The 13941-nt window shown below is 58.1% G+C and carries 10 protein-coding genes, 1 tRNA gene and 1 pseudogene; 4 read left to right on the top strand and 8 right to left on the bottom strand.

Features of this window, described 5'->3' with window-relative positions; all coding sequences use genetic code 11:
- Positions 1-459 precede the first annotated feature (459 nt).
- Positions 460-1650 carry a 3-dehydroquinate synthase gene (locus Pan181_RS11545; protein ID WP_145246962.1) on the bottom strand — a complete coding sequence of 397 codons (1191 nt, stop codon included), beginning with the start codon at positions 1648-1650 and terminating at the stop codon, positions 460-462.
- Positions 1651-1727: 77 nt separating this feature from the next.
- Between Pan181_RS11545 and Pan181_RS11540 the strand changes: the two genes are divergently transcribed.
- Positions 1728-1964 carry a hypothetical protein gene (locus tag Pan181_RS11540; RefSeq protein WP_145246960.1) on the top strand — a complete coding sequence of 79 codons (237 nt, stop codon included), beginning with the start codon at positions 1728-1730 and terminating at the stop codon, positions 1962-1964.
- Between the two features lie 254 nt (positions 1965-2218).
- The gene (locus Pan181_RS11535; protein WP_145246959.1) at positions 2219-2809 is read left to right on the top strand and encodes a hypothetical protein; all 591 of its coding nucleotides are present in this window, start codon (positions 2219-2221) and stop codon (positions 2807-2809) included.
- Here Pan181_RS11535 and Pan181_RS11530 read toward each other — a convergent pair.
- Positions 2802-5279 (bottom strand): glycoside hydrolase family 127 protein, encoded by a 2478-nt coding sequence (locus tag Pan181_RS11530; protein ID WP_145246957.1) that lies wholly within the window; start codon positions 5277-5279, stop codon positions 2802-2804. The two genes, Pan181_RS11535 and Pan181_RS11530, sit on opposite strands and share 8 nt — an antisense overlap.
- A gap of 131 nt (positions 5280-5410) precedes the next feature.
- Complete coding sequence (locus Pan181_RS11525) at positions 5411-7831, bottom strand: family 16 glycoside hydrolase (RefSeq protein ID WP_197529181.1); 2421 nt, start codon at positions 7829-7831, stop codon at positions 5411-5413.
- A 363-nt stretch (positions 7832-8194) separates the two neighbouring features.
- Between Pan181_RS11525 and Pan181_RS11520 the strand changes: the two genes are divergently transcribed.
- Positions 8195-9016, top strand: a complete 822-nt coding sequence (locus tag Pan181_RS11520) for a XylR family transcriptional regulator (RefSeq protein WP_145246953.1) — start codon at positions 8195-8197, stop codon at positions 9014-9016.
- A 68-nt stretch (positions 9017-9084) separates the two neighbouring features.
- Positions 9085-9588 carry a helix-turn-helix transcriptional regulator gene (locus Pan181_RS27020; RefSeq protein WP_391483994.1) on the top strand — a complete coding sequence of 168 codons (504 nt, stop codon included), beginning with the start codon at positions 9085-9087 and terminating at the stop codon, positions 9586-9588.
- A gap of 264 nt (positions 9589-9852) precedes the next feature.
- On the opposite strand, the pseudogene Pan181_RS27015 reads toward Pan181_RS27020, so the two are convergent.
- The 5 genes and pseudogenes from Pan181_RS27015 to Pan181_RS11490 all read right to left on the bottom strand — a co-directional run.
- A pseudogene (locus Pan181_RS27015) lies at positions 9853-10482 on the bottom strand (DEAD/DEAH box helicase family protein); the annotation flags it as partial.
- Between the two features lie 802 nt (positions 10483-11284).
- A tRNA-Val gene (locus Pan181_RS11505) sits at positions 11285-11358 on the bottom strand.
- 74 nt (positions 11359-11432) lie between these two features.
- On the bottom strand, positions 11433-11711 hold the full coding sequence (locus tag Pan181_RS11500) for a Sec-independent protein translocase subunit TatA/TatB (RefSeq protein WP_145246950.1): 279 nt from the start codon (positions 11709-11711) through the stop codon (positions 11433-11435).
- A 67-nt stretch (positions 11712-11778) separates the two neighbouring features.
- Positions 11779-11949, bottom strand: coding sequence for a twin-arginine translocase TatA/TatE family subunit (gene tatA / locus Pan181_RS11495; RefSeq protein WP_145246949.1), 171 nt, complete (start codon positions 11947-11949; stop codon positions 11779-11781).
- Positions 11950-12151: 202 nt separating this feature from the next.
- On the bottom strand, positions 12152-13927 hold the full coding sequence (locus Pan181_RS11490) for a prenyltransferase/squalene oxidase repeat-containing protein (protein WP_145246947.1): 1776 nt from the start codon (positions 13925-13927) through the stop codon (positions 12152-12154).
- Between the last annotated feature and the right edge of the window lie 14 nt (positions 13928-13941).

Below are 13941 nucleotides of genomic sequence, written 5' to 3'. Positions count from 1 at the left end.
CTGGAAGCTTTATGGGCTCTAGGCTTTAGGCTTTAGGCTGTAAGCGGTAGGCTAAGATTCTTCGGGTCGCTTGAAGCTCCCGTCAGGATGACATTCCACATTCCGAAATCCCCAATCTGCCCCCTCCCCAAAAATAGTTTCCCATGGGTGGGAATCTATTTTGGGCAACTATCACGGAGGTGTTGATGCAACTTGTTACCCACAAACGACTTGCGATTGATTCCCACCGAGAAAATAGATTCCCACTCGATGCGTTTTGGGAAATGGGAATCTATTCGAGAGAGAAAACCACTGGTTTTGTAGAGTGGGCGGAGATTCAATTTTCCCATCGATGGGTAAATTGGGAATCTATTTGCCCAGCGGTGGGAATCTATTGGGGGCGGTGGGAATCAATTCCTCGCTGGTCCCGGGCATGCGGGGAGCCGGGGGAGGGCAGGGGGCCTGGGGGAGTACGTCGCTTTAGCTGGCGACGCTTGGCGTCGAGGTCCGAGTGCGTTGGCACTCGTCGATGGCTTGCAACAGCTGTCGCTGGTCGACCGAGTGGACGTTCGCCGGTTGGGCGACTTGCTGGAGCATGGTTAGTGTGAGTCGACCACCGAGGTGCTGGCGGAACTCTTCGAGTCCTGCGAGCAGTTGGTCCGACTTGCTGAGTTGCTGGTGATCGAGCGTGAACCCTAATTCCAACAAACTATCGACCGCCCGCTGAGCGTCGCGGCGCGGGAACCCTAACGCGAGGGAGGAGTAAATGACATCGATCGCAACGCCGATGGCGACCGCTTCGCCATGGCGAAGCGAGAAGTTCGACATCGCTTCGAGCTTGTGAGCTGACCAGTGACCAAAATCGAGCGGCCTGGCTTCGAGCATTTCGAACGGGTCGCCGCCGCGGGTGATGTGGTCGAGGTGCAGTTCGGCCGACCGACGGATGATCGGTAAGCAGGCATCCATGTCGCGCTGGCGAATCCGCGTTGCCGAGTGACAAAGCTCGTCGAACAGCGCAGCATCCTTGAGCAACGACACCTTCACGGCCTCGGCAAAGCCGCTGCGGAAGTCGCGATCGGAGAGCGTTTCGAGCAGTCGGGCGTCGTTCACCACTGCCCATGGCACGCCGAACGTGCCGAGCCAGTTTTTGGTGTTGTAGAGATTCACCCCGTTTTTCACCCCCACGCCGGAGTCGGCCTGGGCGAGCGTGGTGGTCGGTAAGCGAACGAGTCGCACGCCGCGATGGGCCAAGGCGGCCGCGAAGCCGACTGCGTCGAGCACGGCCCCGCCGCCGATGACGACAACGTAGCTGCGACGGTCGAGCTCGGCGCGATGCATCTCGCCGAGCATCTGCTGCAGCAGGTGAACGTCGTTTTTGATGGCTTCGCCGCCGGAGACGAGTTGCACGTCGCTCGCCAGGAGCAGCCGATCGGCGTAGCGAGTGACAAACTGCTGCAGGCTATCGAGCAGCCAAGGCGTGGCTTCGGCCACATGAGCGTCGACCCAAAACTGAACCCGCGCCGGCGCGTCGCCCGACGGTTCGAGCAAATCGGCCAGCACGTGGTGTTCGGTTCCCAGTACGTCGCGGGTGAAACGAATCTGATGCTTCAACGGCACCGAGAAACGAACGTCGATCGAAAGAGAGTCGGATTGTGTATCAAAATCACTCATGTCATTCACATCATAGGGCACAGCTACCCGCTTGCAACAGCTCCACGCGGCGGGGGCGGCGAGCACCATTGGCACCGGTGTCGGCAGCCTGGGAGCAGCGGATGGCCGATGCGGGTTACCTGCGTATGCGGGGTCGCTGGCATCGCAAGCCGGATGGCGGGGGGAACCTTAGGCATTTTACGTGCCATGCACCGAAACAACCAATTGCCGATAAATGGCGATTGGCAACCGAATTGGGTGTCGGCCCGGTCGACAGGCGTGTCTGTTCTGCCGACATGTCGAAGCGGTTGTTCGGCCACAAGGATGCAGAGTAACCAAAGGTTTGGCGGTCGACCAGTCGCTTCCATTTATAAGGGGTCAACGGAATGGCGTAAGCCGGTCGAAGGCAAACTCTAAACCAGTATCCAGTGCAGTACGCTCTCGGGGCAGATCGGCTGCGTTGAAATTCACCCCTGAGGGTAATATCGTTCGCCCCAGAAGCAACTAAGCTACGTTTCATCACTTCCAAAATTTATCGAAAGGTCTACTTATGATTTGATGGATGGTATCGGCACTTTGTTGGCTGTTGATGGTTAACGCGCTGCAGGCAGCGATCATTCCGGCTCAGAGTGAGTTTCAAGTGATCGGCACTGCGAGCAACTCATCCAATCCTTCTGTATGGCAACCGAAGCAGATCGATGTCACTTCGTTCGTTGATGGTTCAACAATCGCTATGCTTAGCTTCGACTTGCGAAACGACTCGCCAGATAGCATCAGCAATGTGCCCAATACACCAACCACTGCTCGGCTGCGGATGGCTTCCGACGAAGAATACTACTTCGTGAACATTGAATGGTTCACCGGGCTATCGACTTCCCACTTTCGCGATATGCAGTTAGATATCGATGGCACGCTATTTCGTGATCAATTTGGGGCATTCAACGATCATCTCGGACTCGAGATTTCTGGAACCGTGCAGGACGGATTGGGGGCGGGCAGCAATATACTCGGTCTCACTGGTTTTGAAGGGCGGACCTTTGTGCTAAGCGTTCCCGAACCAAAATCAACACTGCTGCTGATTGCAAGCCTCTTGGGTGGGTGGTGGCTCTTTGGAGCCAGACGCCTTGGAGGAGGGACTGCCTTGAGTTGCCGGTATTTTTCCGCCAGTGTCGTTACTTGATTTGCACCTCGAGGATGCCGGCCGACCATTCAGGCTGCAGTTCGACTTCGATGCGAAGCGTGCTGAGCGATTGCCGGGGAAAGGTGATACTGCAGAAGCGATCCATTGCGGTGGCTCCCGCGGTCTGTTCGGCAATCGGTTTCCACTCGCCCTCTTGCAAAGTAAGTACGCGCCAGCGAAGGGGAGTACGGCAGTGAGCGCCGAGCCGTCGATCGTCCCACCAGTAGACTTGCACTTCGCTCACTTCGGTGGAATCGGCCAAGTCGGCCTGCACCCACTCGGTGGTTCCTCGATGGTTCCACCAACTGAACCGCGGAGTGGTTTGGTCGTCGGAAGCGGCGACGTCGAGTTGATCGTTGAGCGCGGCCGTGGTATCGCCAGACCAGCAGTGCGAAGCGGTCCACTCGGCTTGGCTGGCAATGGTCGCTGGCTTCTGGGCCTCGGCAAGTTGGCGTTGCTCGGGCAGCCAGACACGGCGAGCGGTCGGCTGGCGGTTGGAGTGGGCGTAGAACGGAATGGCCAACGCCTCGATGGTGTGGTCCGCTTCCGCCGAGTCGCTTTCACTCGCCTCCGCTGGCACTCCACGGACGTTGGCAGTGCAGCGAATGGCATCGATGCCGCCGAGCAGGTCGTCGCGCGACTCCACTCGCAACGTGGTGTCTTGATCGAAGTACAGATGGCTCAGCAGATTCTGGTTGTCACAATTCTCCAAGCAATAGACCAAAGGGCCTCGTTCGATGGCCACGTAACCTTGATTGGTGGTCACCAGAGGATTGTCGTGGACCAGTTGCGGAACGAGCGGCAGCTCGAGCTGAATGGCGTCGCCAGTCGACCACTGGCGAGTGAGCACCGCATAGCCTTGCTCGACGCGAGGCGAGTCAACCGGCTTGCCATTCACCCGCAGACGAGGAGCATCGCACCACTGCGGAAGCCGCACTCGCACGGTGAACTCGCTGGGCGAGTCGAGCTGCAACTTAAGATGGATGCTGCCGTTCCAGGGGTAGTCGGTCGACTGGTGGATGGTGACCTGCTGATCGCCGATTGGCAGCGACGCATGGCTGCCGATAAACAGGTTCACCGCTACTCCATCGTCGCGAGTCGAGTAGATGTATCCAGGAAGGGCGCCCATCATCTTCAGGAACATCGGAGGACAGCAGGGGCAGCCGTGCCATTGCCAGCGACGTTGCTGAGCCGACGCGGTCAGCGGATTCGTGTAGAGATACTGATCGCCCGACTGCGACACGCCCGCGAGAATGCCATTGTAGAGTACCCGCTCCAGTTCGTCGTAGTACTTGCCATCGCCGGTCAGCACGCCCATGTTGTGGTGAAACATACCGGCCGCGACCGAGCCGCAGATTTCCATGTAGCCATCGTTGGGCAGCTCGTAATCGTCGCCAAACCGTTCGTCGTGAGCGATCGCTCCCACCGCGCCGGTGATGTACATCCGGCGGGTGGTCATGTTTTGCCACAAGCGCTGCGTGCACTCTCGATAGACGCCGTCGGGGCGTTCCTGGGCGAGGGCGGCCATTCCAGCGCACAGCAGCGTCGCCCGGACCGCATGTCCTTCCATGGTTTGCAGTTCGGCCACAGGGCGAGCGTCTTGGGCGTAGGCCTCCAACGAGGTGCGCCCCTCGTAATGACCGCGAGCCTGGACGAAGAACTCAGCAAGGCGCAGGATCGATTCGACTTCGACCTCTCCGCATACTTCCTGCGCAAGTGCTGGGTCGTCGCGCAGCAGTTGATAGAGCGAAACGAGGGTGACCTCGGGCAGGGCGTGGCCTGGAATCACGTTGAGCCTGGGAGGAAAGCCGAACTCCTCGGCCATGTGCCCGACTAGTGTCGTGGCCGTCTTCAGCAAGCGAGTATCGCCGGTCGCCTGGTAGTGGTGAACCGCTGCTTCGACGAGACATCCAATATTGTAAACATCGTGTTGATAGCGAAGATTCCCCCCATTGCGTCCCCACCGCTTGGTGGGATCCTCCAGTTGCGTGTAGGTGTTGATGTAGCCATCGGGGTCGCGCTCGGCAGCCGCTGCGATCAGCTTGGCGTATTCGTCCAGCTGGTGCTGCAACTGCGGATCGGGATGCCGGGCCAGGAAGTCGCTGCTGGCGGCAATCATTTCGTACACCAACCCATCGAACCACGGTGCGCTTTCGTGCGACTCGGCACGTCCGTCGCGGATGCGTTCGAAATTGCGAAAGGCACCATCGTTTTCGAACTTGGCAAAGCAGTCGCGTATCGTGGTTCGTTGCCAGACCTCCATCATGGGAGTCCAGAAGTCATCGTCGACGGTAACGCTCCCCAGTGGCAAATCGTCGCCAACCCGTTGCGGACCATTCGCTCTGGTTGCAGGGCAGGGCAAGACCAGGCAGACAGACATGATCATCAGCAGACAAGTTTTGCTGCTATCGAAATGTACCGGTGTGCGAAGCTTGCGGAAATACCATTGAAGATAAGAGTGAGTAGTCATCGCCTGTGAATCCTTGTTCGTCGTGCGGGTGATCTCGACGCTTGTAATGTAGCTTACTGTGTTCTTGATGGAGAGGAGGTGCTAGCGATCAACCCGACCCCCCAACCGCCGATGCGAGTTGTGCTCGCCTATCACTGGAACTTGAAGATCGTGATCGAGTAAGGCTCAATCGTGACAGGGAGGTCTGTATTGGCTTCTTGAGGTTTCCGTTCGTGGATCTTTGGGGCAATGCGATTCATCTGCTCTTCGGTGTTGGTGTCGTCCAACTGACCGACAAGCTGAGCAACCTCGATGGTCGCTTGGGTTCTTTGGAAACCGTCGATGCGAAGCTGCGTGCGAATCGTCTGGTCGGTTGCATTGATCACACGGCAGCAGAGTACATCCCCTTGCTCGCTCAGGCTGGCAGAGCACGCGAGCGAACTCGCCGAGCCTTCCGGCGTGCACTTGAGCAAGCGAGGCTGGTAGTACTTGGCGAAGAGCTGCGTGACGTAGCCCGGTGGTTGCAACCATACACTTGAAGGAGACAGAAACAACAAACCTTGATCCCACCCGTTGTCGTTTTGTCCGTCGGGCTGCAAGCAGTTGGCGGAGAGCGTGACTGGGATGCGGCCATCCTGTTCGATCGCGTGCAAAGCAAGTGCATTGCCGATCGCCCGGCGATGCGAATGGTTGTTGGCATTCAACTCAAAGACCACCACTTGGAAGTTGGCTCCGGTCTGCATGGCTTCGAGGGCGTCGATAAACGACAGCATGCCCTCGGTGCTACGATCGATGCCCGGCCCGCCGGTCCACACATGCAAATCGAACCAGACTCGCTTGTTCTGCGACTTGGCGAACTCCAGAATCTGCTGCTGGCCATTCAGGTTGGTAATGCCGGAAGCCGCGCCGGTGACATGCTGCGAATCATGAATCACATCACTGTAAACAAAGTCTCCCACAACCAAGGTGAGTTCCGGATGAACGTTCCAGATAGCCTGCGCGCGTTCGATGAATCGCTGAGCGTACTGTTCGTCTACACGCTCCTCGTTGCCGAGCTGAAGGTACTTAAGGTGATAGGGGCGTGCGTGACCATTGGCGATCCGCTTGCGACCCCAAGCTGTCGAGGCATCGCCAGTGGCGTACTCCGCAAACTGGGCCACGCTCTCAGGCGTCTCGTTCATGCTCAGTGTCGGAATGTATTCGAAGCCGGCCGCCTCGCAGAACTCCATGAAGTCGAAGATGCCCCAGCCATTAGTCGAGAAGTCGTACCAATGCCCGCGATAGGGGGGCCGCTCCGCCCGTGGGCCAATCATGTTTTGCCAACGGTAGGTGTCGGTGTTCACCATCGAACCACCGTACCGCAGCATGGTGATGCCTTGGTGTTGCAGGAGTTCGGCGACATCGCGGCGGACCGGCAGGCCGTGGAAACGTCTCCACTCGCCAGGCTGAAGCGACACGTAGCCGACGTTCACTTTACCTGGAGCAGTTAACGAAATGGCGAAACGCCCGTCCCGACAACTGTCGTCGGGAGTAAATGAGAACGTGTGTTTTGTCCATTGATTCGAGGAAACTGAGATGGTTGTCTCCGCCAGCGTACGATCACCTTCCTTTGACTGTAGCGATACATGAACTTCGCAGGAGGAATCGGATCTAAAATAGACTACACCTTCGTACAGCCGGCCAGACTGGAATGCCATGCCCCAGCGATTCAGTCCCTGATTGTAGAGGCCTACTTCGCCTTCCCCACCCGCATGGATGAGCTGCTGCGACTGCCTGCCGACGAAGAACCGATCGGAGTCGAGCTCAAACCTGCCTTGAGCTGTGTGAGTGCGGAACGAAGTCCACATGCGACTCACTTCATCCACTTTGTCTACAGCGTCAACAAAAGGTAACGTGTGAAGTTCCTGCTCATCCTGGTAAGCTAAATGGCGATACGAAGCCCGGCGATGGAAGTGTCGCAGGCCGACGCTGCCAGCTTTTATTGCCTCTGCAGAGTCGTCGGTGAAGTGAAGCTTCGGATCACCATCGACGAAGACTTCGATAACAGTACCTCGAAGCCGCGTTTCGAGCTTGATCCACTTGCCGATAGGGATATCGCAAGGGACATCCTGAAGCAGCGTGAAGTCATTGCAATGGTGACCCAAGCGTACGATCTGCCTTTCGGGATCGAGCGCGACTTCGTAGCCGTAAAACTGATCGATGCCAGGGCCTGCTTGCGAAGTTCGCACGATGAGTCCCGCGTTGCCGCCGGAGTTGTCGTCGAACCGGACTTCGACGCTGACCTTGCCATCGACCAGTTCGACATGGTCGGCAATCAGTTTGTTACCGTTGCCGACGGGGCTGCCGATGGTGTCGCGATCAATTCGCCAGCTTTGACCATGAGCGGTGAATCCCTTTGCGATGGGAATGTCGGCCGGCTCCTGAAAGCTCTCGCCAAAAATCATCTGGCTGTAGAGACCGCCATAAATCTCATGGTTCACGTCCTCGATGCAGGCGCCCGTCAGCCAAGGCGTGGTGGTGCGAACGTCGTGCGAGGCGTCGATGCGAATCAGGCTCGCGGGCTCCGTAGCCAAAACCGAAACACAGGATCCCAGCAAAACGGAAAGAAGTATCTGCCAAAGTGAGCGAAGAACTGTCGTGCGCCGACGCATGGTCGTTTCCAGGAGCTGATAGGACGTGGTAACAAAGCTGTTTTCCCACCATTGTCCCTGAATGACGAGCGGATTGCCATGAGATCCGTCGTCGCGGGCTTGAGGTATATTGCGAGTGCTTCTGCTTAGCGATATATGCTAGATTGCTGGTGAATAATCGAAAAAATGGCTGTAGCGTAAGTGTAGTAGGAGGTGTCGGTGGGGGGCGTCTTGAGATAGGTACCGTTTGCCTCTTTGGTGAGAAATGAGTTCTGTTGCGAACATCTGGCTCTTTGTTGGAAAGACATGAAACGGAAACCGCGAGTAGCGATCTTGGTGGAATCGGCGACCACTTACGGGCGGGCGATCATCGCTGGCATTGCCCGCCATCAGCGGTCGCACAGCCCGTGGTCGACCTACATGGACGAGCGGGAACTCGGGGCAGCCCCTCCGACGTGGCTCCTAAAACGGCAGTGGGATGGCATCATCTGTCGGGCGACCAATCCAGCGTTGGCCAAAGCGATTGCGAAGCAGGCCATTCCCACGGTAGACCTCAACGATCTGTACGATGACCTTGGGCTGCCGCACATCCAGTCCGACATGAGTACGATCGGTTGCGCGGCGGCTCAGCATCTTTACGAGCGTGGCTTTCGTAACTTTGCTTTTTGTGGTTTCGTCAACGAGAAATGGTCGAGTGAGCGCTTGGAGGGATTCGAGTCGCAATTGCACGACTATCACTGCACGTGCGAAGTTTATCAATCGGCATGGCGGGGGGCTACTGCTCCGGAATGGGATGCCGATCAGGAGCGCATTGCCGAGTGGCTGCTAAGATTGCCAAAACCGCTCGGCGTAGCGGCATGCAACGACGTGCGAGGCCAGCATGTGCTGAACGCGTGCATGGACGCAGGCGTGTTTGTGCCAGAGCAAGTGGCCGTGGTCGGAGTCGACAACAACGAGTTGCTCTGCAACTTCTGCAATCCACCCTTGTCGAGCGTGGTGCCCGATGCCGAATCGGTAGGCTACGAAGCCGCCAGTTGGTTGGACGCATTGATGGGGGGGAGGAGACGCCAGCCCGGCAACTGGTTGCTCCATTGGGAGTGGTCACGCGCCATTCGTCCGACGCGTTAGACATCGCCGACCCGCTGGTGGTCAAGGCAATCGCCTGTATTCGCGACACTGCTTGTCATGGTTTATCGATGAGCCAACTCGTCGATCAATTGGACGTGTCGCGAAGCGTGGTCGAGCGACGCTTTCGCAAGTGGCTAGGTCACTCACCCCAGCAAGAAATACGACGAACACAGATCCGGCGCGTGAAAGAGTTGCTCCGCGACACAAATCTCACGCTTGCCAAAATCGCTAGCCTGACCGGCTTCGAACATACCGAGTACATGACCGTGGTCTTTAAGCGTTTCACCGGCGATCCGCCGAGTGCGTACCGGCAAAGAGTCGCGGGGGATTGCCGCCGACATTATCAGCAGACTGTTCACCGTCGTGAGTTGCTTTGCAATCACAACGACGCACTCATCAACGCCGGTAGAGAGCTTTTGCGAAGTGGTAAGAATAGTAGGGATCGTTTTTTCGTTATCCTGAAACGTCTTCAGAAAGCGTTCTCCCTCCGGACCATCGTCGGCTGTCACTCGTACACAGTAGTCCGGATGGGTGCTCGACTTCAACTGGTTGATAATGTCTCGTATGGTTAGTGCATGCCCTTGCTTTGCGCAGAACACCAGAGTCTTTTGAGACTGGTCGATTTGCTCCATGAACAACTTGACGCGGTGCATCTCTCGCTCATCGATTTCGATGATCCGGTTGAAATCCTCTTCCTCATACCTTTTGCCTTGCTTTACCTGGCCTTCCACAATTGTGTCATCGGAAGTGTAGACATAAGTGTCGAGCGTGGTCTCAATCTGCCGCACCTTGAACGGTGTCAGGTAACCGTCGTTGATGCCTTCTTTGAGCGAGTAGGTATATACCGGTTCGCCAAAATACCGGTAAGTATCGGCGTTGTCTTTTCGTTTTGGTGTGGCTGTAAGTCCAAGCTGCACCGCGGGAGAGAAATATTCCAGGATGCCTCTCCAGTTGCTTTCGTCGTTCGCGCCGCCGCGGTGGCATTCATCGATCACAATGAAGTCGAAGAAGTCAGGTGGATAGTCCCCAAAGTTTGGCGATGACTCACCCGACTCATCAGTCCCAGTCATAAACGTCTGAAAGATCGTGAAGAACACGCTGCCATTCTTCGGCACCCGGCCTTTCTTCTTGATAATCTCAGGATCGATCCGAACTAGCGCATCTTCGTCGAACGCGCTAAACGAGTTAAATGCCTGGTCGGCCAGGATGTTCCGATCGGCCAAGAATAGAATCCGTGGCCGGCGAGTCGGCGCGTCGGCACTTCGCCAGTGCGGCACCTTGGCACGCTTTGCCGCGCGGCGGATCGACTTGCGGAGGCTGTCGCGGGTCCATGGAAAGCATGGGGAGCGAAACAGATAAGGCGTGAGTAGCTTTTGTGCCTTGGGGCCAATGGGGATAACCCGGCTTTTGTCCTTGTGCTGCGTCTTATGGGTCGGCGGGCGGTACAGCCAGACGTCGCCGGCCATGTCGATGAACTCCTTGTCGATCTGGCACAGTTCACCCGGGCGCATCCCGGTTAGCAGCAATAGATTAACCATGTCAGCACGGACGGGTGTCAGCTCCTTAATGGTCGCCTGCAGGTCCGCGACGCTCACTGGTTTCACCTTGGGAGTCTCACGAACACCATGTTCGCCGCGTCGGAGTGGTCCCACAGCGTCGAGTCGATGCTTGGCGTCCCCCGGCAGCAGCTCCTCCTCGACTCCGTAGGCGATCATGCGTTTGAGCCGACCGCACTGGTCACGGATGTAGGTACGAGACCAATTAGCGGCGATCATGTCGAGTCGTACAAGTTTGTAGGCCTTGGGGCCGAAGTCCTTCGCAAGGTCGTCCGCATACCGCTTGCGTAGGAGCTTCATCAGGCCGCGCAGGTGGGTAACCTCAGAAGTCTTGTTGCCACCGTAACGGGTGATCGCAAACTTGAGATACTCCGCCATCAGCCGCACCATTGTCGGATCACTAACCGCGACGATGGGCAGCTCGACCGCTGGCGACTCTGGATCGGATTCCAACGCTTCAGCATAGCGTCGGTAGCTGTCCTTGGAGCCGTGTTCGCCTAACTGGATGCGTTTGCCATCGACGACAACGTAGGCCCTGTCGGGCCGGTTCTTCTCACGCTGGCGGCAATACTTGGGGAGACGGGGAGAGGGTGTTGTCATTGCAGTTACCTTCAAAAGCTACCCATTTGGGTAGGTTTGCGTGAAAGTAGCTGCACGACCGACCGTCGGAAGGAAGCCTCGAAGGGCTTATCAGCAAAGAACTTAGAGAGAGTGGGCGACACAAGATTCGAACTTGTGACCTCTGCGGTGTGAACACAGCGCTCTAACCAACTGAGCTAGCCGCCCTTGAGTGGGGTACGACATCGTGTCGTAAAGGTAAATCTTAGCAGCCGCGGGGCGAGTTTGCCAGAGGCTCCACCTTAGTGGGCAGCCTCGACTTTTTCCTTCTCGTCCTGCGGGGGAGCGGTCGGGGGCTCGAACTTGGGAGCCGAGGCTTCTTGCTGGTCGTAGTCGATGCTCGGGGTCGACGACTCGGTGCTTGCCGCGTCGTGGAACTCATCCTGGAGTCCCTGCACGCCCTTCTTGAATTCAGTGAGGCTCTTGCCCAGTGAGCGAGCTACTTCGGGCAGGCGACTGCCGAACAGCAGCAGTGCCACGACGCCGATGATAATGAGCTCGGTATTGCCAATGCCAAACATGGAGTATCGATCCTTGCCGCAGATTTAACTTGTACGATCGGGGGCCAACAGCACTTTGCGTTGGCGATTAGTGCGAGGTTTCCTTCTCGTCCGACTTGTCGTCGATTTCCTTCACGCCCTTCTTAAACTCGGTAAGGCTTTGCCCCAACGAGCGAGCAAGCAGCGGAAGACGATTGCCAAACAGCAATAGCACAACGGCCAAGACGATCAGGAGTTGCCAAGGGCCAATAGCGGACATTGAAACCACCTTGTATGGAGGGACACTCACCCGAGGCTGACGGGCGGCAAGTAGGAGGGCAACCGACCGCAGGCCGGAAAGTCCTAGTATAGTCACGGGTTACGATCAATTCTACTGCTAGGGCAGGGGGAGTCAAACAAGAGTTTCTCCCGCGATTTCCCCCGTGTGGGGGCTCAATCGCCCTGCAGATGCGGCTTTCGGGCTATTTCTGCGTGGTTTCGCCGCGCGGACGAGTGGCGATCCAGGGGCTTTGGCCTGCTGCGGGAGAGCCGTAGCGGTAATAGACTTCCAGACACATGGCGGCCATCGCGGTGGTGTAGACCCGGCCGCCGTAACCTCCCCATACCGTATTAGGGTTCCAGCTTCCCTGATCGGAACCTTCGATCACCTGGGCGGTCAGCAGCTGGTGCTTCATCCGCTCGTTCCAACGGTTCCAAGTTAGGCGGGCAGCGTTGCCGTCATGCTGAGCATGGTGCAATGCGAGACCAGCGTAGTACCAATAGTAGTAGTTGGTCATGCCATCGCCGGGCAGTTCGGCCGCCAGTGCATCGAGCGATTCGAGCTGGGCCAGGTCGGTGAGCGGCTTGCCAAGGACCTGCCGACAGTACATCGCCTCGGCGGTCATCGAGCGACTCCAGTCGGTGTTCGGACGGTAGGCCGCGAGACCTCCATTTCGTCCGCGAACCACGCGCGACAGGAAGTACTCGATACGTTGCCAGGTTTCGTTGGGGATGTCGATGCCGGCCATCTCGGCGCTTCGCAGAGCCATGATGATCCAGCCAAGTTGACTCACGTCGCCGACGGTGTTCGGTTCGTACCGCCAGCCTCCGTAGGTCTTGTTCTCGGTCCGCAGCAGGTAGTCGACACCGCGACGCACCGAAGCCTCCAGGCGTTTGTCGCCGGTCATGGCGTAGGCCTCGGCCAGGGCAAACGTGGCCATCGAATGGCAATACGTGCGGGCGTAGAACGTCGCGTCGCCGGCCAAGCAGCCATCGGCGGTTTGCGAACGCATGAGGAACACCAACCCACCAGCAATCTGGTGTTGATAGGGACCACCCAGGTGCGAATGTCCCGAGCCCATGAACGTGAGCAGCGCAAGACCAGTGATACCGGTGTCGGCCTGCACGCCGGCTCCGTGACGATCGTGACCCAGCACGCGAAGCTCGCGTCCCGCCCGCCATTGGTCGGCGTCCCACCGCCCATCGCGGGCTTGGGCCTGAGCGAGCCATTCCAGGGCACGGCCAACGGCGTTTTCGGTTTCGAGGCTCCCACCTTGCTCGAGAATCGACTTCGAACGATCGGGGCGAATCCGCTCGGCGTACGACGAAGGCACCGCCGGCGTGGCTGGTGTGATGTCGGCCACCGCGGGAGTGGGGGCTTCCGGCACGGCCGGCGTTACTTCGGCAGGTGGATTCGGTTCGCTCGGTGGTGTTTCGGGCGCTGGCGTCTCAGGCGGCGTTTCTGGTTCGACCGCGGGAGGTGTTTCCATCACCTCGGCTATCTCTTCGCCTTGCTCGGCGATGTCGGGTGGCGGCATCAGGTCGGGCGGTTGAATCGGCTCGGTGGGGGCTTCAGGGTCCGCTTCCGATATGGGCTCAGGTTCCGGCGGAGCTTCTTCGGCATCCGGTTCCACCACCGGAGCAATCGGCTCCTCGGTAGGTTCTTCGGCGAGCTCGTCGGTCGCAGCGGGCGTTTCCTCGGCGAGGATCGACGGTTGCAGCTTCGAGGCGATGATCGTCACCCGCACAGATTCGTCTTTGCCGGCTCCCGGAGGGATGGCCGCAAAGCGTACGAACGCAGCCAGACCAATCAGCACCGCGTGGGCAGCCAGAGAGAGTAGCACGCACCGAAGGATCGGGCGTTGTCGCGCCCAGCGGGTGCGGAGGCCGAAGAGCGATCCCACAAACACCACGACCAGCACCACCCATAGCACGATGTGCCAGGCATTCAGAGCCGCGATGGGTAGGATGGTGATCACTGGAATCTCACAGG

The organism is Aeoliella mucimassa, assembly GCF_007748035.1.
Classification (GTDB): Bacteria; Planctomycetota; Planctomycetia; order Pirellulales; family Lacipirellulaceae; genus Aeoliella; species Aeoliella mucimassa.
Note: the sequence above shows the minus strand (reverse complement) of the source record. Positions and strands in the feature narration are given on the sequence as shown.